Origin of the sequence: Citrobacter sp. Cb028 (genome assembly GCF_030336705.1) — a bacterium.
Taxonomy (GTDB): domain Bacteria; phylum Pseudomonadota; class Gammaproteobacteria; order Enterobacterales; family Enterobacteriaceae; genus Citrobacter; species Citrobacter braakii.
The window spans coordinates 291788-314099 of sequence record NZ_JAOWCZ010000035.1; the positions used below are offsets into that span (position 1 = coordinate 291788).

Below are 22312 nucleotides of genomic sequence, written 5' to 3' on the forward strand. Positions count from 1 at the left end.
GGCACAATGCCGGCCACCACATCGTTACCACGGTCAATAGGGGCTGTGGATAAAGGTGTCGGTGATTCTGGTTAACAAAAGCGGTGCAATATGCAAGTTTTTATCATGCGTCACGGCGACGCAGCCCTCGATGCCGCCAGTGATTCGGTTCGTCCCTTAACCTCCTGTGGTTGTGACGAATCTCGCCTGATGGCGAACTGGCTGAAAGGTCAAAAAGTGGATATCGAACGTGTTCTGGTGAGCCCGTTCCTACGAGCCGAACAAACGCTGGATGTGGTGGGGGAGTGTATGAACCTGCCAACCGGTGTGGATGTTTTGCCGGAGTTGACTCCCTGCGGCGATGTCGGTCTGGTCAGCGCCTATTTACAGGCTCTGGCCAATGAAGGTATCGCCACGGCGCTGGTCATCTCTCACTTACCTTTAGTGGGGTATCTGGTGTCTGAACTTTGCCCTGGCGAAACACCGCCGATGTTTACCACATCAGCGATTGCCAGCGTAACGCTTGATGAGAGCGGGAAGGGTACTTTTAACTGGCAGATGAGCCCGTGTAACCTGAAAATGGCAAAAGCGATTTAAAAAGCCTGGAATCGGATAAGGCACAGCCGTCATCCGGAAAATCAAAGAGCCGCAAATGCGGCTCTTTCTGTTTTTCTGCATCAGGGAAGTTCGGGCGGTTGCCACTCTTCCACTTCAATCAGCAGCAGCAGCGCGGCGTCGCCACCGTACTCTTTTGGCGCTTGATGAAAGGCCATCACGTGCGGATGCTGCGCCAGCCAGAGCGGCGTTTGCTGCTTAAGAATATGTTTTCCGTGACCATGCATTACGCAAGCGCAAAACACATGCTCACGACGACAGGCGGCAATCAGCGCGCCTAACTCCTGTTTGGCCTGCTGCTGGGTCAGCCCGTGCAGATCGAGAAACAGCTCCGGGGAGTAATCGCCACGGCGCATTTTCTTCAGTTCGAAATGGCTGACGTCGGCACGCAGATATCTTACCGGGCCGTCCGTATTTAGCAGCGGCTGAAACTCGTCCGAGAAATAGTGACTGGCATCAGCTTGTTCCTGCAGCAGCCTTTTAACCGGAACCTCGGTAATTTTTTTACGTAGCGGTCGGTGAACAATGGTGTCCTGTTTCATTTTACGCGTGCCGGTCATCAGCTGGCGAAACAGCGTCTGATCCTCCTCGCTGAGCGATGTTTTCTTTTTCATTCGAGAGTCTCATCTTTTATTTTTCGTTAGTTTAACCCGACTCGGCGGGCATCCGATCGCTTAAAACGCAATTTTCGCGCTCAGGCCCTGTGTGAATGCTGATTTATCGCCGTCTTCGTGGCAAACTAGCCGCCGAAATTAATACGAGCATGCCCTGGAGGAATACGTGGATAAAATTTTCGTCGATGAAGCAGTGAGTGAACTGCATACCATTCAGGACATGTTGCGTTGGGCGGTCAGCCGTTTTAGCGCGGCGAACATCTGGTATGGCCATGGCACGGATAACCCATGGGACGAGGCCGTACAGCTGGTGCTGCCGTCACTTTATCTGCCGCTGGATATTCCAGAAGATATGCGTACCGCGCGTCTGACTTCCAGCGAGCGCCATCGCATTGTTGAACGCGTGATTCGCCGCGTCAACGAGCGCATTCCGGTCGCTTATTTGACCAACAAAGCCTGGTTCTGCGGGCATGAGTTTTATGTTGATGAGCGCGTGCTGGTACCACGTTCGCCGATTGGCGAGCTTATTAATAACCGCTTTGCGGGCCTTATTAATGAGCAGCCGCAGCATATCCTGGATATGTGTACCGGCAGCGGCTGTATTGCCATTGCCTGCGCCTATGCTTTCCCGGAGGCCGAAGTGGATGCGGTGGATATTTCCACCGACGCGCTGGCGGTGACCGAACACAATATTGAAGAGCACGGCCTGATCCATCATGTTACGCCGATCCGTTCCGATCTGTTCCGCGATCTGCTGAAAGTCCAGTATGACCTGATTGTGACCAATCCGCCGTATGTCGATGCGGAAGATATGTCCGATCTGCCAAACGAATATCGTCATGAACCTGAGCTGGGTCTGGCGTCCGGCAGCGATGGACTAAAACTTACCCGTCGCATTCTGGGTAACGCTCCGGACTACCTGTCAGATAACGGTATTCTGATTTGTGAAGTCGGAAACAGCATGGTACATCTGATAGAGCAATACCCGGATGTACCGTTCACCTGGCTGGAGTTCGACAACGGCGGTGAAGGTGTATTCATGCTGACCAAAGAGCAGTTAGTTGCTGCTCGCGAGCACTTCAGCATTTATAAAGACTAAATACACGCGCACATACACAACACTCATAACGGAGCCGTGATGGCAGGAAACACAATTGGGCAACTCTTTCGCGTAACCACTTTCGGTGAATCACACGGGCTGGCGCTCGGTTGTATTGTCGATGGTGTTCCGCCGGGCATTTCTCTGACAGAAGCTGACCTGCAGCACGATCTCGACAGACGCCGTCCGGGCACATCGCGCTACACTACGCAGCGTCGTGAGCCGGATCAGGTGAAAATCCTCTCCGGTGTGTTCGAGGGCGTTACCACCGGCACCAGCATTGGCCTGTTGATCGAAAATACCGATCAGCGTTCACAGGATTACGGTGCGATTAAGGACGTTTTTCGTCCAGGACACGCCGACTATACCTATGAGCAGAAATATGGCCTGCGTGACTACCGTGGCGGCGGACGCTCATCCGCACGTGAAACGGCGATGCGCGTTGCGGCCGGAGCGATTGCCAAAAAATATCTGGCGGAAAAATTCGGCGTTGAAATTCGCGGCTGTCTGACGCAGATGGGAGATATTCCGCTGGAGATCAAAGACTGGTCCCAGGTGGAACTTAACCCGTTCTTTTGTCCAGATCCGGATAAACTCGAGGCGCTGGACGAACTGATGCGTGGGCTGAAGAAAGAGGGCGACTCCATCGGGGCGAAGGTGACCGTTGTTGCAAGCGGCGTACCAGCGGGTCTCGGCGAACCTGTATTTGACCGCCTGGATGCTGATATCGCTCACGCGCTGATGAGCATTAACGCCGTTAAAGGCGTTGAGATTGGCGACGGTTTTGACGTTGTTGCACTGCGCGGCAGCCAGAACCGTGATGAAATCACCAAAGAAGGTTTCCAGAGTAATCATGCGGGCGGCATTCTTGGTGGGATCAGCAGTGGGCAACAAATCATTGCTCATATGGCGCTGAAACCGACCTCCAGTATTACCGTTCCAGGGCGCACTATTAATCGCTTTGGTGAAGAAGTCGAAATGATCACCAAAGGTCGTCACGATCCGTGTGTTGGGATCCGCGCCGTGCCAATCGCCGAAGCGATGCTGGCGATCGTGTTGATGGATCACCTGCTGCGTCAGCGGGCGCAAAATGCGGACGTGAAGACCGATATTCCACGCTGGTAAGAGATGAAAAAAACGGCACTTGCGGCGCTGGCTCTGTTTGCCAGCACCGCCTGTCTGGCGGCGACGCCCTGGCAGAAAATTACCCATCCGGTTGCAGGCAGCGCGCAGTCTATCGGCGCGTTCTCCAATGGCTGTATTGTTGGCGCAGATACGCTGCCTGTACAGTCAGAACACTATCAGGTGATGCGCACCGATCAGCGCCGTTACTTTGGCCATCCGGATCTGGTGATGTTTATCCAGCGTCTGAGTAATCAGGCCAACAATCTGGGGCTGGGTACGGTGTTAATCGGCGATATGGGCATGCCGGCCGGTGGGCGATTCAATGGCGGTCACGCCAGCCACCAGACGGGACTGGATGTAGATATTTTCCTGCAATTGCCGAAAACCCGCTGGACCCAGTCGCAACTGCTGCGGCCGCAGGCGTTAGATCTGGTCTCACAGGATGGCAAACGTGTCGTGCCGTCACTCTGGAAGCCGGAGATTTTCAGCCTGATCAGGGTGGCGGCAAAAGATAATGAAGTCACGCGTATTTTCGTGAATCCGGCGATTAAGCAGCAACTTTGTCTGGATGCAGGGACCGACAGGGACTGGTTGCGTAAAGTGCGGCCATGGTTCCAGCATCGTGCGCATATGCACGTACGGTTACGTTGTCCTGCCGACAGTCTTGAGTGCGAAGATCAACCGTTACCACCACCGGGTGACGGCTGCGGCGCGGAGCTGCAAAGCTGGTTCGAACCTCCGAAACCTGGAACCACCAAGCCTGAGAAGATGACACCGCCGCCGTTGCCGCCTTCCTGCCAGGCGCTACTGGACGAGCATGTACTCTAATGGATCATTTTGCCTCTCTGTTTATGGTGTCGCCACTGCTGTTAGGTGTGCTTTTTTTCGTGGCGATGCTGGCAGGTTTTATTGATTCTCTGGCCGGAGGCGGTGGTTTACTCACTATCCCGGCATTGATGGCGGCCGGGATGCCACCCGCGCAAGCGCTGGCCACCAATAAGCTACAGGCCTGTGGAGGATCTATCTCTTCCTCCCTCTATTTTATTCGCCGGGGCGTGGTTAATCTGGCGGATCAGAAGCTCAATATCTTCATGACTTTTATCGGCTCAATGAGCGGCGCGCTGTTGGTTCAGCACGTGCAGTCAGATATTCTGCGCCAGATCCTGCCGGTTCTGGTTATCTGTATTGGCCTTTACTTTCTGTTGATGCCGAAAGTGGGGGAGGAGGACCGACAGCGTCGGTTGCATGGGTTGCCTTTCGCGCTGGTGGCCGGGGGCTGCGTCGGCTTTTACGATGGCTTTTTTGGTCCGGCTGCGGGGTCGTTCTACGCGCTGGCTTTTGTCATGCTGTGCGGCTACAACCTGGCGAAATCGACGGCCCACGCCAAAGTATTAAATGCCACATCGAATATCGGCGGGCTGTTGCTGTTTGCCCTCGGCGGCAAAGTGATTTGGGCGACCGGATTTGTGATGCTCATTGGCCAGTTTATTGGCGCACGGATGGGCTCACGGCTGGTGCTCAGTAAAGGACAAAAACTCATTCGGCCAATGATCGTCATTGTCTCCGCCGTGATGAGCGCCAAGCTACTTTATGATAATCATGGACAGGAGATTCTCCACTGGCTGGGGATGAACTAATGAATAATACCCATCACTACGAACAGTTAATTGAGATTTTTAACGGCTGCTTTGCCGATGAATTTAATACCCGTCTGATTAAAGGCGATGACGAACCGATCTATCTTCCTGCGGATGCGGAATTACCGTATCACCGTATCGTTTTTGCGCATGGCTATTATGCCAGCGCGTTACACGAAATTTCACACTGGTGCATCGCCGGTAAGGCGCGGCGTGAACTGGTCGACTTCGGTTACTGGTACTGTCCGGACGGACGCGACGCGAAGACGCAATGCCAGTTTGAAGATGTGGAAGTGAAGCCGCAGGCGTTTGACTGGCTGTTTTGCATGGCGGCGGGCTACCCGTTTAACGTCAGTTGCGACAACCTTGAAGGGGACTTTGAACCGGATCGCGTGGTATTCCAGCGCCGTGTCCATGCTCAGGTGATGGAGTACCTGGAAAAGGGGATCCCTGAACGTCCGGCGCGCTTCATTAACGCGTTACAGAATTATTATCACACGCCTGAACTTAAGGCGGAACAATTCCCGTGGCCCGAGGCGCTCAACTGAAGTCGCTGCCACGTTTACAATGAGGAAAGAAGATGATCGCGGAGTTTGAATCACGCATTCTGGCATTAATCGACGATATGGTAGAGCACGCCAGCGATGATGAGTTGTTTGCCAGTGGCTATTTGCGTGGACACCTGACGCTGGCCGTGGCCGAACTGGACGCTGGCGAGGACCATTCCGCTGAGGCATTGTACGCCAATGTGACCAGCAGCCTGGAAAAAGCCATCAGCGCAGGCGAACTATCGCCGCGTGACCAGGCGTTAGTGAAAGAAATGTGGGACACTCTGTTCCAGAAGGCTACTGCACAATAATTGCGGTAAATTGTGCCGGATGGCGACGCTCTGGTGTCTTATCCGGCCTACCTTGTTGGGGTGTTTGTAGGCCTGATCAGCGTAGCGTCATCAGGCCATTCTTTTATTTCACCGCTTTACCCTTCAATAACTTCCTGACCCACAGACGATTTGGATTTAGCGCCGCCAGCGTGCTGGCATCCATGGGAATCGGTTCATTGCTCATTTGCGAAGCCAGAATTTCTGCACACAGCGGGGCAGTACACAGCCCGCGCGATCCCAGCGCGCCCAGCATAAATAAATCGGAATAAACCGGCGCGCTTACGGCGTGTTCTTTGTCTGCAGCAAGTGTGGTGTACTGGCTGAGCGTGGCGTCATAGTCCGCGACGTTGCCGACCATTGGCATGTGATCGCGCGTGGCGCAGCGCACTCCACAGCGGGCGGCATTGTCACTAACGTCTACCTCTTTTGCCCACACAGCGTTCGGGAAGCAGTCGATTAAGCGTTGACGGTTTTGTTGCTGATCGTCCTCGCGATACGCTGTCTCTTCACTCCCTCGATGATAGCTGGCGCCAATGCAGTGCTGCTGATTTTGCGGGTTGTGCGGCGTGAGGTAGCCGTCATAGCACAGCACCTGACGTAACGCTGAAAGTGCAGGTGTGGTGGGAATATGACTCACCTGACCGCCCACGGAGTACACCGGTAGCGGCTGCGTTTGCTCAAAGCCGCTAATGCGATGACCGTTAGCCAGAACGACTGCTGCGTGAGAGGCGGTTTCTCCACTGGAAAACTGCAATTGCCAGCTTGCTGTCTGGCGAGTCAGTGAGGCCAGCGTATGTTGGTAGCGGGTGCGTAATCCCAGGGTTGTTGCATAGTCCAGTACCGCGGCGGTTAACTGCGCCGGGTACAGCCATCCTCCGGCCGGATACTGAATCCCGCCGCATCCGGTTTCCACACCTGTTGTTTGTAAAACCTGCTGTGCGTCAACCCCGACGGCGAGCGCAGCGGGCAGTTCAAGGGACAGCATCTGGGTGATTTTTTGCTGGCTTTTCTCATCCCACGCGAGTTGCGTCACGCCGCACCAGTCATGCGCGAACTCAACGGGGAGGGCGTCATACAGTCGACGGGCGAAGGTAAACGCAGTGGGGAAAAAGAGATTAATGGCCGCGTCATGTTTGCTAAGTAGGGGGTAGAGCGCCCCCTGGCGATTACCGGATGCGCCTCCGGCAGGTTTATCGTCGGCACAATACAGCGTGACCTGCCAGCCGCGGCGCAATAACGCCAGTGACAGCAATGCGCTGGCAATTCCTCCACCAATAATGGCGGCTTCGCGCTTATCTGTTCCCGTACGCGCAAACCATGGCGCCGAGGACGTGAGCGCCTGAGTCTGTTCCATCACGCCACAGAGCATTTCGCGTTTGCGCCCAAAGCCTTTGCATTTTTGCATTGTAAACCCGGCTTCCTGCAACCCCCGACGTACAAAGCCTGCCGATGTAAAGGTTGCCAGCGTCCCGCCGGGACGAGCCAGTCGGGCCATCGCGTTAAACAGCGTTGGCGTCCACATATCCGGGTTTTTTGCCGGTGCGAAACCGTCCAGGAACCAGGCGTCCACCTTTTGATTCAGAGAGTCATCCAGCGTACTGGTCAGTTCGTTAATATCGCCAAACCACAGATCCAGCGTGACGCGCCCATCATCAAGCAGCAGGCGATGACATCCCGCCAGCGGCAACGGCCATTGTTCTTGCAGTGCCGTGGCCCACGGGGCAAGTTCTGGCCAGTGCTGGTGGGCTAAGGTGAGATCTTCTCGCGTCAGCGGATATTTTTCAAAGCTGATGAAATGTAATCTTTCCAGGGTAGCTTCTGGATGGGTATCGCGAAAATCGGCAAATGCCTGCCAGAGCGTGAGGAAGTTAAGTCCGGTGCCAAACCCGCTTTCTGCCACCACGAAGAGAGGACGTGAATGCGCAGGGAATCGTTGTGCGAGATGGTTACCGCCGAGAAAGACGTAACGTGTCTCTTCCAGCCCGTTATCATTAGAAAAATAGACATCGTCAAAATCTCGGGAAACAGGTGTACCCTCAGCGTTGAATTCAAGGTTGGCAGGTTGTATAGCGTATTGTTTCACGTAAGTTACTCGTCTGACAGGCTGTGCCCCGATCTTAGCGATGAGTGCCTGGCTGCGCAAATTTCCACATAAAATGGCTGATCGGACTTGTTCGGCGTACAAGTGTACGCTATTGTGCCACTCGAAACTTTAAAATAGTGCGACTTACAGAGGTATTGAATGAAACGTGCAGTGATTACTGGCTTGGGCATCGTTTCCAGCATCGGTAATAACCAGCAGGAAGTCCTGGCATCTCTGCGTGAAGGACGTTCAGGGATCACTTTCTCTCAGGAGCTGAAGGACTCCGGCATGCGTAGCCACGTTTGGGGCAACGTAAAACTGGATACCACTGGCCTCATTGACCGCAAAGTAGTGCGCTTCATGAGCGACGCATCCATCTATGCATTCCTATCAATGGAGCAGGCAGTGGCTGATGCCGGCCTTGCTGCAGAAGATTACCAGAACAACCCGCGCGTTGGCCTGATTGCAGGTTCCGGCGGCGGCTCCCCACGTTTTCAGGTGTTCGGCGCTGACGCAATGCGTAGCCCACGTGGTCTGAAAGCGGTTGGCCCGTATGTGGTCACCAAAGCGATGGCGTCCGGCGTTTCTGCCTGCCTCGCAACGCCGTTCAAAATCCACGGCGTAAACTACTCCATCAGTTCTGCCTGTGCGACATCTGCGCACTGCATCGGCAACGCGGTAGAACAAATTCAGCTGGGCAAACAGGACATCGTTTTTGCTGGCGGCGGCGAAGAGCTCTGCTGGGAAATGGCGTGTGAATTCGATGCCATGGGTGCGCTGTCTACCAAATACAACGACGATCCGTCAAAAGCTTCCCGTACCTATGACGCAAACCGCGACGGTTTCGTTATTGCTGGCGGCGGCGGTATGGTCGTGGTTGAAGAACTGGAGCACGCTCTGGCACGTGGCGCGCACATCTATGCGGAAATCGTCGGTTACGGCGCAACGTCCGATGGCGCAGACATGGTTGCTCCGTCTGGCGAAGGCGCAGTACGTTGCATGCAGATGGCGATGCACGGTGTAGACACGCCGATCGACTACCTGAACTCTCACGGTACCTCGACTCCGGTTGGCGACGTGAAAGAACTGGGCGCAATCCGCGAAGTGTTTGGCAACAACAGCCCGGCAATCTCCGCAACCAAAGCGATGACCGGTCACTCACTGGGCGCGGCTGGCGTGCAGGAAGCTATCTACTCTCTGCTGATGCTGGAACATGGCTTTATCGCGCCAAGCATCAACATTGAAGAGCTGGATGAGCAGGCGGCAGGTCTGAACATCGTGACCAAACCGACCGAGCAGGCGCTGACCACCGTGATGTCCAACAGCTTCGGCTTTGGCGGCACCAACGCTACGCTGGTTATGCGTAAGCTGAAGGCGTAAGTCTCAGCTTGAATACGAAAAAAGGGAGCCAACAGGCTCCCTTTTTACTGTGTTTACTTCGGCATTTTTTCGTATTCCGGCGCGATCTCAGCGGACCATGCTCTGGCTCGCGTAATCTCTCCGGCATTGTAAATAGGCTGCTCGTAATGACGACCCGCGTCCCGGACACGATAAATTTTCCACCGTCCTTCCTCCCAACGGGTATATACCTCCAGTTGAATAGGGGCTGACTCAGTGCCTAACTGCAGGTTCAGTTTTTCACCGCCGAGGAATGGCTGCGCCTGTCCAACCCGCAACAGCGGGATCCATGCCGGTGCGTAATCCTGCACATACATAAAGTAGTCCGCTTGCACGATCTCCTGCTCATAAAGCGTATCAATCAGCGCCAGACGCCCGATAACCTCTTTTGCGACATAGCGTTGCAGTAATGCTGATGTTTCGCGGGGCGTATCCGGATCCTGAGTGTAGTTCTTCATCCACGAAAGATAGAACTGTTTCACATCCTGCGTGCTGTCACGGTGAGAAGGGGTACAGCCACAAATCAGCAGGATGAGAACAATCAGTGGAAAGGCTTTCATTACTTCTTCCTGTAAATGGTGTATGACGGCTTTGCAGGTATATTCCGCACCGCGCCCTTGTGAATATGAACTCGCGTGCGATTTGGTGTAATTGACCGCCACCTTTTTATCCCAACTCATAACGACTCCTGTTAATAACATACGTAATAACAATTACGTGATGCTTTAACAGTATTTACGCAATTGGAAATGGCAAATAGTGCTATTAATATTCTCAATATATTAAGCTCGGATATTTATTAATTTATATGCTCGATAAATTACGAGTGATCTATTTAATATTCAGTATTACTTGTTTTATCCTCTGGCTGCTGGCGTGGATAGCGTGATGGCCAAATCACGTCTGGCGAGGTTTCGAGCGCCTGCGCAATGAACTGTTCCGCTCTGGGCCAGCTTCGTGTAAATACATTGCGCAGTGAATCGGGTGATAATCCAGCCGCACGAGAAAGATCTCTGAGCGTGATTCTTTTTTTCCAGTGCACTTTCAATATCTGCACGATGCCAGTCTTGGCTTTTGTGTTCCATTCTGTAAACCTAAGTTAATGTGTTATCGGTGCCGATATTTTTTTTCAGGGTATAAACCAGAGTAACAAAATAACGTAACTTTCTTTTTTGTCACTGGAATATTGCCAGAATAAAACTGAAATTTCGCGCAAAAGGAAAAATTTTTTATTCCACAGGCAGAAAGGAAAGAAATTAATGGCAAAAGGTTGGTTCAGGGTTGACAAATTTAGTGGCTCACAGGCAGACTTCGCACTCAACATTATCTATCTGATAATGCGTAAGCGTTTAACGTTATCCAACGCACCTTAATCCTGAAAGTCAGGTAGAGGGGGCGTGGACATTCCTCGCCTTACTCTGCATTTTGGAGTAACGCATGACAGCTGTAACCCAACAAGAAAAAACACCTTCGGCGAACTTTTCGCTGTTTCGTATCGCTTTTGCAGTTTTCCTGACCTATATGACGGTCGGCCTACCTTTGCCCGTTATTCCTCTGTTTGTGCATCAGGAGCTGGGCTATGGCAACACCATGGTTGGTATCGCCGTAGGCGTACAGTTTCTGGCAACGGTATTAACGCGCGGCTACGCCGGGCGCTTAGCCGATCAATATGGCGCCAAACGTTCGGCGCTACAGGGGATGTTTGCCTGTGGGTTGGCGGGCGCGGCGTGGCTGTTAGCCGCGCTATTGCCTGTCTCTGTCCCTGTAAAATTTGCATTGTTAATCGTCGGGCGTTTGATCCTCGGTTTTGGCGAAAGCCAACTGCTCACCGGAACGCTGACCTGGGGGCTTGGGCTGGTCGGTCCAACACGCTCGGGTAAGGTGATGTCGTGGAACGGGATGGCGATTTACGGTGCGCTCGCCGCCGGTGCACCGCTGGGCTTGCTGATCCATAGCCACTTTGGCTTTGCGGCGCTGGCGGGAACGACAATGGTATTACCGCTGCTGGCATGGGCATTCAACGGCACCGTTCGCAAAGTGCCTGCTCATGCAGGAGAACGCCCTTCGTTATGGAGCGTGGTAGGGCTTATCTGGAAACCGGGCCTGGGCCTGGCGCTGCAGGGCGTTGGCTTTGCGGTGATCGGTACGTTTATTTCACTCTATTTTGTCAGCAACGGCTGGACGATGGCGGGGTTCACCCTGACCGCGTTTGGCGGGGCGTTTGTGTTGATGCGCATTCTGTTTGGCTGGATGCCGGATCGGTTCGGAGGCGTGAAGGTAGCCGTTGTCTCCTTACTGGTTGAAACCGCGGGGCTGATTCTGCTGTGGCAGGCCCCATCAGCATGGATTGCGCTGCTCGGGGCGGCATTAACCGGGGCAGGATGTTCGCTTATCTTCCCGGCATTGGGCGTAGAGGTTGTGAAGCGAGTGCCCGCGCAGGTTCGCGGTACGGCGCTGGGCGGTTACGCCGCGTTTCAGGATATCTCCTACGGCATAAGCGGCCCGGTCGCCGGGGTGCTGGCCACCGCGTACGGTTATCCCTCGGTATTCCTTGCCGGAGCGATATCCGCCGTGGTGGGGATTGTCGTGACGCTGCTTACGCTGCGCAAAGGTTAAGCGACCAGCCAGAAAATGGCTAATGCGATCATTAACGCGACAAACAGCAGTCCCGGTCGTGCCGACAGAGATTTAACCGTTTCAATCATCGGCGCGAACGGGCTGTAAATAGGCTGAAGATGGCGCGGATCGTTTAGCTCGCGTTCCCGTTCAACGCGGCGCAGGAAGATTTGATTCAGCAAGTCCTGCACCTGCACCGTGGTCAGAATCGTTTGTGGTTGGATCTGATACGTCTGCTGCGCATACTCTTTTATTGCCGTCAGCTCATTCGGCTCTAATGGTAGCTTCAACGCAGCCTGGAGCGTTTGTAACGTCGGGGCACTTTGCAGGCTGAGCGTCTGGCGCGCCTGCAGCCAGGTGACCAGATGAGTAAACTGTTTGGCGGGGATCAGCTCACCGCTTTTTACGCCAGACAGCTCTAACATTGACTGCCAGATCATCTTACCTGACTCCCCCGTGGCCGCCGCCAGTTTGGTAACCAACTGGTTCAGCGTATTGTGCTCTGCGGGTAATAACGGACGATCGGTGGCCGGGCGCTGTTGCGGTTGCGGTATAGAAAGCTGTCCTTGTTGCAGCAGCGTGAGCACGTTCTTCAACTGCTCAGGCGTGAGCTGGCTGAGCGCCGTTTGCCCATACTGCTGACGGATAAAATCACTTACCGCCTGGCGGTTATTTCCCTGACTCAGTAATTCAGTGAGCTGTGAGAGAACCTGACGATTAGCATGATTTTGCTGAGCAACACCCAGCCGCTGATTCAGGTTTTGCTCCGCGGCAGGAAAGTGACGTGATTGCAGCGGCGTATCACTTTTGACGCCCAGATCGTGCTTCATTCCGGCCCACACCTCGGCGCTTTGCTGTTGGGTGAGTGAAATCAGACGGGTAATCAGTCGTTCCAGCACGGTACGTTGTTGTGTGGATAACGGTTGTTCACCCGCAGCAGAAGGGGCATTTTGGCCTTCGCCGGGAGGGCGTGCGGGTGTACCTGAAATGGGCTGCATCATCTCTGTTCCTTAAATCTGTGCTGACCAGGTCTCGCAGTATGCCTGGCGGCGAGATTATGGCACACTTGCCCGGTTAACTCTCGTTCTCAAACAGGTGCGAAAGACGTGAAAATCCTCGTTGATGAAAATATGCCCTATGCCCGCGAACTGTTCAGTCGTTTGGGGGAGGTCAAAGCGGTTCCCGGTCGCCCGATTCCCGTTGCCGAACTGGATGATGCGGATGCCTTAATGGTGCGCTCGGTGACGAAAGTAAATGAATCACTGCTTAGCGGAAAACCGGTTCAATTTGTCGGCACGGCAACCGCAGGCACGGACCATGTGGATGAAGCCTGGCTTGCGCAGTCGAAGATCGGCTTTTCCGCAGCGCCCGGCTGTAACGCGATTGCGGTCGTAGAATATGTTTTTTCAGCGTTGCTGATGCTGGCGGAGCGCGACGGGTTTGCGTTACGCGATCGTACTGTAGGCATCGTAGGCGTGGGCAATGTGGGCGGACGTTTGCAGGCACGTCTGGAAGCACTGGGGATCCGCACGCTGCTGTGCGATCCGCCGCGAGCCGATCGCGGTGACGAGGGAGATTTCCGCTCGCTGGACGAACTGGTAGAGCAAGCCGATGTGTTGACTTTCCATACGCCGTTGTTTAAAAACGGACCGTACAAAACGCTGCACCTGGCAGATGATGCGCTGATTAGCCGGCTGAAGCCGGGCACCATTGTGATCAACGCCTGCCGCGGGCCAGTCATCGACAATACGGCATTGCTGAACCGATTGAATGCCGGGCAGTCGCTGAGCGTCGTGCTGGATGTCTGGGAAGGGGAGCCGGATCTCAATGTGGCATTGCTGGAGAAAGCCGATATCGGCACGGCGCACATTGCCGGGTATACCCTGGAAGGAAAAGCGCGCGGCACCACACAGGTCTTTGAGGCTTTTAGCAAGTTTATTGGTCGCGAACAACACGTTGCGCTCAATACCCTGTTACCTGCGCCGGAATTTGGTCGTATCACACTGCATGGCCCGTTAGATCAGCCAACGCTGAAAAGGCTGGTGCATTTAGTGTATGATGTGCGCCGCGATGATGCGCCGCTGCGTAAAGTCGCTGGAATTCCGGGTGAGTTTGATAAGCTGCGTAAAAATTATCTTGAGCGCCGTGAATGGTCGTCTTTATACGTGATGTGTGACGACGCAACGGCTGCTGCCTTGCTGTGTAAGCTAGGTTTTAACGCTGTTTATCACCCGGCACATTAATGTCTTCTTAATGCTCCCTGTCGAATAATGCGACAGGGACGCTTACGTATTTCTGGAGTAAATCACCATGTCTGAAGGCTGGAATATTGCCATTCTGGGCGCAACGGGCGCCGTAGGCGAAGCCCTGCTCGATACGCTGGCTGAACGCCAGTTCCCGGTCGGTGAAATTTATGCGCTGGCGCGTAATGAAAGCGCGGGTGAGCATCTGCGTTTTAACGGTAAATCGGTCCTTGTTCAGGACGTTGTAGACTTTGACTGGACGCAGGCGCAACTGGCATTTTTTGTTGCGGGCGCTGAAGCCACCGCCGCATGGGTGGAAGAAGCGACCAATGCCGGTTGCCTGGTTATCGACAGCAGTGGCCTGTTCGCGCTTGAGCCGGACGTTCCGCTGGTGGTTCCGGACGTTAACCCGTTCGCACTGGCGGATTACCGCAACCGTAATGTGATTGCGGTCCCTTCCAGCCTGACCAGCCAACTGCTGTCTGCGCTGAAGCCGCTAATTGATGACGGCGGGCTGTCACGTATTACGGTGACCAATATTATTTCCGCTTCCGCTCACGGTAAAAAAGCCGTAGATGCGCTTGCCGGACAGAGCGCGAAACTACTGAACGGCATCCCGATTGACGATGACGATTTCTTTGGCCGTCAGCTGGCGTTCAACATGCTGCCGCTGCTGCCGGATCGCGAAGGTAGCGTGCGCGAAGAGCGCCGTATCGTCGATGAAGTGCGCAAAATTATGCAGGACGACGGGCTACTTATCTCCGCCAGCATCGTGCAGTCGCCGGTATTTTATGGCCACGCGCAGATGGTGAATTTTGAAGCTCTGCGTCCGTTGGCGGCGGAAGAAGCACGTGATGCGTTTTCACGCGGTGAGGACGTAGTGTTATCAGAAGAGACCTATATCCCGACGCAGGTTGGCGATGCGTCAGGTACTCCGCACCTTTCAGTTGGCTGTGTGCATAACGATTACGGGATGCCGGAACAGGTTCAGTTCTGGTCTGTGGCAGACAACGTACGCTTTGGCGGCGCGTTGATGGCAGTAAAAATTGCGGAAAAACTGGTGCAGGAGTACCTGTACTAATGTCTGACCTGCAACAGCCGTCAACCCATAAAATTGCGCTGGGCATAGAGTATGACGGCAGCAAATATTATGGCTGGCAGCGCCAGAACGAAGTGCGTAGCGTTCAGGAAAAACTGGAAAAAGCGCTCTCTCAGGTGGCGAATGAACGCATCACTGTCTTTTGTGCGGGACGCACGGATGCGGGCGTTCATGGCACAGGGCAGGTCGTGCACTTTGAAACGACTGCCCAGCGTAAAGATGCAGCCTGGACACTGGGGGTAAATGCGAATTTACCTGGTGACATTGCTGTGCGCTGGGTGAAAGCTGTACCCGATGATTTCCATGCCCGATTTAGCGCTACGGCTCGCCGTTATCGCTACATCATCTACAATCATCGGTTGCGCCCTGCGGTTTTAGGTAAAGGGGTAACCCATTACTATGAACCGCTGGACGCTGATCGTATGCATCGTGCGGCCCAGTGTTTGATTGGCGAAAATGATTTTACCTCGTTTCGGGCGGTGCAGTGTCAGTCGCGCACACCGTGGCGTAACGTGATGCACATTAACGTTGAACGTTTTGGTGCATATGTGGTGGTGGATATTAAAGCGAATGCCTTTGTACATCATATGGTCAGGAATATTGTCGGCAGCCTGATGGAAGTAGGCGCCAACAACCAGCCGGAGAGCTGGATAGCAGAACTGCTAGCGGCGAAGGACAGAACGCTGGCAGCGGCAACGGCGAAAGCGGAAGGACTGTATCTGGTTGCAGTAGATTACCCGGAACGGTTCGACCTGCCAAAGCCGCCTATGGGCCCGCTATTTCTGGCGGACTAATTTGAGTCGTATAAAGGCAAAACTATGGACCTGATTTACTTTCTTATCGATTTTATCCTGCACATTGATGTGCATCTGGCGGAGCTGGTTGCGGAATACGGTATCTGGGTATACGCGATTCTGTTTCTGATCTTGTTCTGCGAAACCGGTCTGGTGGTGACGCCGTTCCTGCCGGGAGACTCGCTGCTGTTTGTCGCTGGCGCGCTTTCTGCGCTGCCAACTAACGATCTCAATGTTCATCTGATGGTGATGTTGATGATTGTGGCGGCAATTATCGGCGATGCGGTGAACTACACGATTGGCCGTTTGTTCGGTGAAAAACTCTTCAGTAACCCGAACTCTAAAATTTTCCGTCGCAGTTACTTGGATAAAACCCATGCGTTCTACGAGCGTCATGGCGGCAAAACGATTATCCTCGCGCGTTTCGTACCTATCGTACGTACATTTGCACCGTTTGTTGCCGGTATGGGGCACATGTCCTACCGTCACTTTGCGATGTATAACGTCGCAGGCGCGCTGCTGTGGGTATTGCTGTTCACCTATGCAGGCTATCTGTTCGGCGATCTGCCGATCGTTCAGGAAAACCTGAAATTACTGATTGTGGCGATCATCGTCCTTTCCGTATTGCCGGGCATAATTGAAGTGATTCGCCATAAACGCGCTGCGTCACGGGCTGCAAAATAGAAAGTAACTCAGCGGTTCGACCACTTTTTTATCCAAAGTTTCGGGCTGTTATGTTTTAATGTGCAACATTCATGGTCTGTTAGGGGCAAAAATGGCATTATGCGCCCCTTATAACAAAGCTGACTAGGGTTCAGGCAGAAAGGTCACCAATGAGCTGGATTGAACGAATTAAAAGCAACATTACTCCCACCCGCAAGGCAAGCATTCCTGAAGGGGTGTGGACCAAGTGTGATAGCTGCGGTCAGGTTTTATACCGTGCTGAGCTGGAACGTAATCTTGAGGTCTGTCCGAAGTGTGACCATCATATGCGCATGTCGGCGCGCAATCGCCTGCATAGCCTGTTAGATGAAGGTTCTCTTATGGAACTGGGTAGCGAGCTTGAGCCGAAAGATGTGCTGAAGTTTCGTGACTCCAAAAAGTACAAAGACAGACTGGCTTCTGCGCAGAAAGAAACTGGCGAGAAAGATGCGCTGGTGGTAATGAAAGGCACGCTGCACGGTATGCCGGTCGTTGCTGCTGCATTCGAGTTCGCGTTTATGGGCGGCTCCATGGGCTCTGTGGTCGGCGCGCGTTTTGTCCGTGCCGTTGAGCAGGCGCTGGAAGATAACTGTCCGCTGATCTGCTTCTCCGCTTCTGGCGGGGCGCGTATGCAGGAAGCGCTGATGTCTCTGATGCAGATGGCGAAAACCTCTGCTGCGCTGGCGAAAATGCAGGAACGCGGTTTACCGTATATTTCTGTACTGACCGACCCAACAATGGGCGGTGTTTCTGCTAGCTTCGCGATGCTGGGCGATCTCAACATTGCAGAACCGAAAGCACTGATCGGCTTTGCTGGTCCGCGTGTTATCGAGCAAACCGTACGTGAGAAACTGCCGCCGGGATTCCAGCGTAGCGAGTTCCTGATTGAAAAAGGCGCTATCGATATGATCGTCCGCCGTCCGGAAATGCGCCTGAAACTGGCAAGCATTCTGGCGAAGCTGATGAATCTTCCTACGCCGAATCCGGATGAGCCGCGTGAAGGCGAGGTGGTACCTCCGGTTCCCGATCAGGAATCAGAGGCCTGATAGTTTACTCTATGGGTTTCGGGTTGCAGGCAGGCGATAAGAGAGTTGATCCCGATGAGCTTACACAGGTAAGTGATTCGGGTGAGCGAGCACAGCCAACGCATCTGCAACGTGAAAAACAACGTGTAAAAAAGGGCAGGCCGGTTGGTGCTGCCCTTTTGCTTTTCTCAACGTAAAGAATCTACAGCCATCATGGACAATAAACGTATTCCTCAAGCCGCGTCGCCCCTGGCATCGTGGCTTTCTTATCTGGAAAACCTGCACAGTAAAACCATCGATCTCGGCCTGGAACGCGTAAGTCAGGTGGCGAGCAAACTGGGTGTGTTGAAACCCGCGCCATTTGTTTTTACGGTGGCGGGAACCAACGGGAAAGGCACAACCTGCCGTACGCTGGAATCTGTGCTGACCGCAGCAGGTTATAAAGTCGGCGTTTACAGTTCGCCGCATCTGGTGCGCTACACGGAACGCGTACGCGTGCAGGGGCGTGAACTGCCGGAATCAGCGCATACCGCCTCGTTTGCTGAGATTGAAGACGCGCGTGGCGACATTTCCCTGACCTACTTTGAATACGGCACGTTATCGGCGCTCTGGCTGTTTAAACAGGCCCAACTGGATGTCGTCATTCTGGAAGTTGGGTTAGGCGGTCGCCTTGACGCGACCAATATCGTGGATGCCGATGTTGCGGTGGTCACCAGCATTGCGCTTGACCATACTGACTGGCTGGGCCCGGATCGCGAAAGCATTGGTCGTGAGAAGGCAGGAATTTTCCGTGCAGAGAAACCGGCTATCGTTGGCGAGCCGGAAATGCCTTACACCATTGCCGATGTTGCGCAAGAGAGCGGGGCGATTTTGCAACGCTGCGGCGTGGACTGGCGCTATGCGGTTACGGAGAACGACTGGTCCTTTACGGACGATCACGGTACGTTGGCGCACCTGCCGTTGCCGCAGGTCCCACAACCTAACGCCGCTACCGCACTGGCAGCACTGCGCGCAAGCGGGCTTAACGTCAGCGAGCAGGCCATTCGTGACGGTATTGAACAGGCGATTTTACCGGGGCGCTTCCAGATTGTGAGCGAGTCGCCGCGGGTGATTTTTGATGTTGCCCATAACCCGCATGCGGCGGAGTATCTGACCGGCCGTCTGAAAAAATTAGTGAAAAGCGGGCGTGTACTTGCGGTTATCGGTATGCTACATGATAAAGATATTGCCGGTACGTTAGCCTGGTTAAAAAGCGTGGTTGACGCCTGGTACTGTGCGCCCCTGGAAGGGCCGCGTGGTGCTACTGCAGAACAACTGCTGGAGCATCTGGGCAAAGGCTACGCCTATGACAGCGTGGCGCAGGCATGGTCTGCGGCGCTAGCTGAGGCGAAGCCAGAAGATACCGTGTTGGTGTGTGGATCGTTTCACACTGTCGCACATGTCATGGAAGTGATAGACGTGGGGAGAAGCGGTGGCGAGTAAGTTTCAGAATCGATTAGTCGGCACAATTGTGCTGGTCGCGCTGGGGGTGATTGTGCTCCCCGGGCTGCTTGACGGGCAGAAAAAGCATTATCAGGATGAGTTTGCGGCGATCCCGCTGGTGCCGAAACCCGGCGATCGCGATGAACCAGACATGATGCCTGCAGCCACGCAGGCGCTGCCGACGCAGCCACCGGAAGGGGCGGCTGAAGAGGTGCGCGCGGGCGATGCTGCCGCGCCATCGTTGGATCCGTCACGTTTGACGACGGCAAACAGCGCGGAGTTAGATCCTGTCCCCGCGCCTGTAGAACAGCCGAAACCCAAACCGAAGCCGCAGCCGATTGCCGTCGCTCCGACGCCAGCACCGGCTCCAGCGCCGAAACCGGCCGCGGTGGAACCGCCAGCTCCAACCGGCAAAGCGTACGTTGTACAGCTCGGTGCGCTGAAAAATGCGGATAAGGTCAATGAGATCGTGGGTAAACTTCGTGGCGCGGGCTTCCGGGTATATACTTCCCCGTCAACGCCGGTGCAGGGTAAAATAACCCGTATTCTCGTAGGACCTGACGCCTCCAAAGATAAGCTGAAGAACTCGCTGGGCGAGCTGCAGAAGATCTCCGGTCTGAGCGGCGTAGTGATGGGGTACACCCCTAATTAAGGGATTGCGCTGTTCACGGCGCTGCTCTTAATTCAGGCCGGATAGGGCGTTTTTACCGCTATCCGGCAGTGCCCGAAGAGGCATAAAACGGTATGGCGTTGAAGATTTTTTCAGCGCCATTTTTATTTACGCGTGGAAAGGAAATCCCTACGCAAACGTTTTCTTTTTCTGTTAGAATGCGCCCCGAACAGGACGACAGGGCGTTAAATCGTGGGACACTTATGGTCTGGATTGATTACGCCATTATCGCGGTGATTGGTTTTTCCTGTCTGGTTAGCCTGATCCGTGGCTTTGTTCGTGAAGCATTATCGTTGGTGACTTGGGGTTGTGCTTTCTTTGTCGCCAGCCATTACTACACTTACCTGTCTGTCTGGTTTACGGGCTTTGAAGACGAACTCGTTCGAAATGGGATTGCTATCGCGATACTGTTTATCGCGACACTTATCGTCGGCGCTATCGTTAACTTTGTGATAGGCCAACTGGTAGAGAAAACAGGCCTGTCGGGTACTGACAGGGTGTTGGGGATCTGCTTTGGTGCTCTGCGAGGAGCGCTGATCGTCGCCGCCATACTGTTCTTTCTCGATACCTTTACCGGTCTGTCGAAAAGTGAAGACTGGAGCAAGTCGCAGCTGATCCCGCAGTTCAGTTTCATCATCAGATGGTTCTTTGACTATCTGCAAAGCTCGTCAAGTTTCTTGCCCAAAGTATAAACTTTGGGTTGTTGCTGAACGAGGAAAAGACGTATGTGCGGTATTGTCGGTATCGCCGGTGTTATGCCGGTAAACCAGTCGATTTATGACGCGTTAACGGTGCTCCAGCATCGTGGTCAGGATGCCGCAGGCATCATCACCATTGATGCCAACAACTGCTTCCGCTTGCGTAAAGCAAACGGAATGGTGAGCGATATTTTTGAAGCGCGCCATATGCAGCGTTTGCAGGGCAATATGGGCATCGGTCATGTGCGTTACCCAACGGCTGGCAGCTCCAGCGCCTCCGAAGCTCAACCTTTTTACGTCAACTCACCGTATGGCATCACGCTTGCCCATAATGGCAACCTGACCAATGCGCATGAGCTGCGTAAAAAGCTGTTTGAAGAAAAGCGCCGCCACATCAATACCACTTCAGACTCTGAAATTTTGCTGAATATTTTCGCCAGCGAGCTGGATAACTTCCGACATTATCCGCTGGAAGCCGATAATATTTTTGCTGCTATTGCGGCAACCAACCGCCAGATCCGCGGCGCCTATGCCTGCGTGGCGATGATTATTGGCCACGGTATGGTTGCCTTCCGCGATCCTAACGGTATCCGTCCGCTGGTACTGGGTAAACGCGATATCGGGGATGGTCGTACCGAGTATATGGTGGCCTCCGAGAGCGTGGCGCTGGATACGCTGGGCTTTGAATTCCTGCGCGATGTGGCACCTGGCGAAGCGGTGTATATCACCGAAAAAGGTCAGCTGTTTACTCGCCAGTGTGCCGATAACCCGGTTAGCAATCCGTGCCTGTTTGAATACGTTTACTTCGCACGTCCTGACTCCTTTATCGACAAGATTTCCGTTTACAGCGCCCGTGTAAATATGGGGACCAAGCTTGGCGAAAAAATTGCTCGCGAGTGGGAAGATCTGGACATTGACGTGGTGATTCCGATTCCGGAAACCTCCTGCGATATCGCGCTGGAAATTGCCCGTATTCTCGGTAAGCCGTACCGTCAGGGTTTTGTGAAAAACCGCTACGTGGGCCGTACCTTTATCATGCCCGGCCAGCAGCTGCGCCGTAAATCCGTGCGCCGTAAGCTGAACGCCAACCGTGCGGAATTCCGTGATAAAAACGTGCTGCTGGTGGATGACTCCATCGTGCGCGGTACCACCTCGGAACAGATTATCGAGATGGCGCGTGAAGCCGGAGCGAAGAAAGTGTATCTGGCCTCTGCGGCCCCGGAAATTCGCTTCCCGAACGTTTATGGTATCGATATGCCTACGGCGACGGAGCTGATTGCTCATGGTCGCGAAGTGGACGAGATTCGCCAGATAATCGGTGCAGACGGTCTTATCTTCCAGGATTTAAACGATCTGATTGAAGCGGTCCGCGCTGAGAACCCGGATATTCAGCAGTTTGAATGTTCAGTGTTTAACGGCGTGTACGTCACCAAAGACGTCGACCAGCAATATCTCGATTTCCTTGACTCCCTGCGTAATGACGATGCCAAAGCAATTTTGCGTCAGAACGAAGCGGAAAACCTCGAGATGCATAACGAAGGGTAATGTTCTGT

General features: G+C 54.0%; 22 protein-coding genes and 2 pseudogenes. 18 read left to right on the forward strand and 6 right to left on the reverse strand.

Annotation, left to right across the window (positions count from 1 at the left end):
- The first annotated feature begins 90 nt into the window (after positions 1-90).
- Entirely contained in the window at positions 91-576 is a 486-nt protein-coding gene (sixA, locus tag OGV75_RS20240; protein ID WP_003028179.1) for a phosphohistidine phosphatase SixA, read from the forward strand.
- A gap of 80 nt (positions 577-656) precedes the next feature.
- Here sixA and smrB read toward each other — a convergent pair whose 3' ends face one another.
- The gene (gene smrB / locus OGV75_RS20245; protein WP_016153877.1) at positions 657-1208 is read right to left on the reverse strand and encodes an endonuclease SmrB; all 552 of its coding nucleotides are present in this window, start codon (positions 1206-1208) and stop codon (positions 657-659) included.
- A gap of 166 nt (positions 1209-1374) precedes the next feature.
- On the opposite strand from smrB, the gene prmB reads away from it, so the two are divergent.
- The 6 genes from prmB to OGV75_RS20275 are packed head-to-tail and all read left to right on the forward strand — an operon-like array spanning position 1375 to position 5928.
- On the forward strand, positions 1375-2307 hold the full coding sequence (gene prmB, locus OGV75_RS20250) for a 50S ribosomal protein L3 N(5)-glutamine methyltransferase (RefSeq protein ID WP_016157058.1): 933 nt from the start codon (positions 1375-1377) through the stop codon (positions 2305-2307).
- A 39-nt stretch (positions 2308-2346) separates the two neighbouring features.
- The gene (gene aroC, locus OGV75_RS20255; RefSeq protein ID WP_003028170.1) at positions 2347-3432 is read left to right on the forward strand and encodes a chorismate synthase; all 1086 of its coding nucleotides are present in this window, start codon (positions 2347-2349) and stop codon (positions 3430-3432) included.
- A 3-nt stretch (positions 3433-3435) separates the two neighbouring features.
- Entirely contained in the window at positions 3436-4260 is an 825-nt protein-coding gene (gene mepA / locus OGV75_RS20260; RefSeq protein WP_286481111.1) for a penicillin-insensitive murein endopeptidase, read from the forward strand.
- Positions 4260-5069 (forward strand): sulfite exporter TauE/SafE family protein, encoded by an 810-nt coding sequence (locus OGV75_RS20265; RefSeq protein ID WP_016153874.1) that lies wholly within the window; start codon positions 4260-4262, stop codon positions 5067-5069. Before mepA ends, OGV75_RS20265 begins: the two co-directional genes overlap by 1 nt.
- Positions 5069-5617, forward strand: coding sequence for an elongation factor P hydroxylase (locus tag OGV75_RS20270; RefSeq protein WP_016153873.1), 549 nt, complete (start codon positions 5069-5071; stop codon positions 5615-5617). The genes OGV75_RS20265 and OGV75_RS20270 overlap by 1 nt, the downstream gene beginning before the upstream one ends.
- A gap of 32 nt (positions 5618-5649) precedes the next feature.
- The gene (locus OGV75_RS20275; protein ID WP_016157057.1) at positions 5650-5928 is read left to right on the forward strand and encodes a YfcL family protein; all 279 of its coding nucleotides are present in this window, start codon (positions 5650-5652) and stop codon (positions 5926-5928) included.
- A 103-nt stretch (positions 5929-6031) separates the two neighbouring features.
- Here OGV75_RS20275 and mnmC read toward each other — a convergent pair whose 3' ends face one another.
- A complete protein-coding gene (mnmC, locus tag OGV75_RS20280; protein ID WP_286481112.1) occupies positions 6032-8032 on the reverse strand; it encodes a bifunctional tRNA (5-methylaminomethyl-2-thiouridine)(34)-methyltransferase MnmC2/FAD-dependent 5-carboxymethylaminomethyl-2-thiouridine(34) oxidoreductase MnmC1 in 2001 nt (666 codons plus the stop codon).
- A gap of 159 nt (positions 8033-8191) precedes the next feature.
- Here mnmC and fabB point away from each other — a divergent pair, with 159 nt between their 5' ends.
- Positions 8192-9412 carry a beta-ketoacyl-ACP synthase I gene (gene fabB / locus OGV75_RS20285; protein WP_016157055.1) on the forward strand — a complete coding sequence of 407 codons (1221 nt, stop codon included), beginning with the start codon at positions 8192-8194 and terminating at the stop codon, positions 9410-9412.
- Positions 9413-9465: 53 nt separating this feature from the next.
- Here the strand turns inward: fabB and OGV75_RS20290 are convergent, their stop codons facing one another.
- The 3 genes and pseudogenes from OGV75_RS20290 to OGV75_RS20295 all read right to left on the reverse strand — a co-directional run bounded on the left by OGV75_RS20290 (position 9466) and on the right by OGV75_RS20295 (position 10515).
- Complete coding sequence (locus tag OGV75_RS20290; RefSeq protein WP_019077303.1) at positions 9466-9990, reverse strand: YqhG/Tai3 family protein; 525 nt, start codon at positions 9988-9990, stop codon at positions 9466-9468.
- 24 nt (positions 9991-10014) lie between these two features.
- A pseudogene (locus OGV75_RS23575) lies at positions 10015-10110 on the reverse strand (hypothetical protein); the annotation flags it as partial.
- A gap of 155 nt (positions 10111-10265) precedes the next feature.
- A pseudogene (locus OGV75_RS20295) lies at positions 10266-10515 on the reverse strand (helix-turn-helix domain-containing protein).
- A 352-nt stretch (positions 10516-10867) separates the two neighbouring features.
- Between OGV75_RS20295 and OGV75_RS20300 the strand changes: the two are divergent.
- Positions 10868-12046: an MFS transporter gene (locus OGV75_RS20300; RefSeq protein ID WP_016153865.1), complete on the forward strand. Its 1179-nt coding sequence runs from the start codon at positions 10868-10870 to the stop codon at positions 12044-12046.
- On the opposite strand, the gene flk is transcribed toward OGV75_RS20300, so the two are convergent.
- Positions 12043-13044 carry a flagella biosynthesis regulator Flk gene (flk, locus tag OGV75_RS20305; RefSeq protein ID WP_016153864.1) on the reverse strand — a complete coding sequence of 334 codons (1002 nt, stop codon included), beginning with the start codon at positions 13042-13044 and terminating at the stop codon, positions 12043-12045. The genes OGV75_RS20300 and flk overlap by 4 nt on opposite strands.
- Positions 13045-13152: 108 nt before the next feature.
- Here flk and pdxB point away from each other — a divergent pair, with 108 nt between their 5' ends.
- The 9 genes from pdxB to purF all read left to right on the forward strand — a co-directional run bounded on the left by pdxB (position 13153) and on the right by purF (position 22304).
- The gene (gene pdxB / locus OGV75_RS20310) at positions 13153-14289 is read left to right on the forward strand and encodes a 4-phosphoerythronate dehydrogenase PdxB (RefSeq protein WP_200013519.1); all 1137 of its coding nucleotides are present in this window, start codon (positions 13153-13155) and stop codon (positions 14287-14289) included.
- 67 nt (positions 14290-14356) lie between these two features.
- Entirely contained in the window at positions 14357-15370 is a 1014-nt protein-coding gene (locus OGV75_RS20315; protein ID WP_200013520.1) for an aspartate-semialdehyde dehydrogenase, read from the forward strand.
- On the forward strand, positions 15370-16182 hold the full coding sequence (truA, locus tag OGV75_RS20320) for a tRNA pseudouridine(38-40) synthase TruA (RefSeq protein ID WP_047358767.1): 813 nt from the start codon (positions 15370-15372) through the stop codon (positions 16180-16182). The genes OGV75_RS20315 and truA overlap by 1 nt, the downstream gene beginning before the upstream one ends.
- Positions 16183-16206: 24 nt before the next feature.
- Positions 16207-16866, forward strand: a complete 660-nt coding sequence (locus OGV75_RS20325; RefSeq protein WP_016153860.1) for a DedA family protein — start codon at positions 16207-16209, stop codon at positions 16864-16866.
- A gap of 149 nt (positions 16867-17015) precedes the next feature.
- Entirely contained in the window at positions 17016-17930 is a 915-nt protein-coding gene (gene accD, locus OGV75_RS20330) for an acetyl-CoA carboxylase, carboxyltransferase subunit beta (RefSeq protein WP_200013521.1), read from the forward strand.
- 192 nt (positions 17931-18122) lie between these two features.
- On the forward strand, positions 18123-19391 hold the full coding sequence (gene folC / locus OGV75_RS20335; RefSeq protein WP_046275570.1) for a bifunctional tetrahydrofolate synthase/dihydrofolate synthase: 1269 nt from the start codon (positions 18123-18125) through the stop codon (positions 19389-19391).
- Positions 19381-20043 (forward strand): cell division protein DedD, encoded by a 663-nt coding sequence (gene dedD, locus OGV75_RS20340; RefSeq protein ID WP_200013523.1) that lies wholly within the window; start codon positions 19381-19383, stop codon positions 20041-20043. The genes folC and dedD overlap by 11 nt, the downstream gene beginning before the upstream one ends.
- Before the next feature lie 221 nt (positions 20044-20264).
- Positions 20265-20753 carry a colicin V production protein gene (gene cvpA, locus OGV75_RS20345; RefSeq protein WP_005129678.1) on the forward strand — a complete coding sequence of 163 codons (489 nt, stop codon included), beginning with the start codon at positions 20265-20267 and terminating at the stop codon, positions 20751-20753.
- A gap of 33 nt (positions 20754-20786) precedes the next feature.
- Positions 20787-22304: an amidophosphoribosyltransferase gene (gene purF / locus OGV75_RS20350; RefSeq protein ID WP_005129677.1), complete on the forward strand. Its 1518-nt coding sequence runs from the start codon at positions 20787-20789 to the stop codon at positions 22302-22304.
- Positions 22305-22312: the final 8 nt, after the last annotated feature.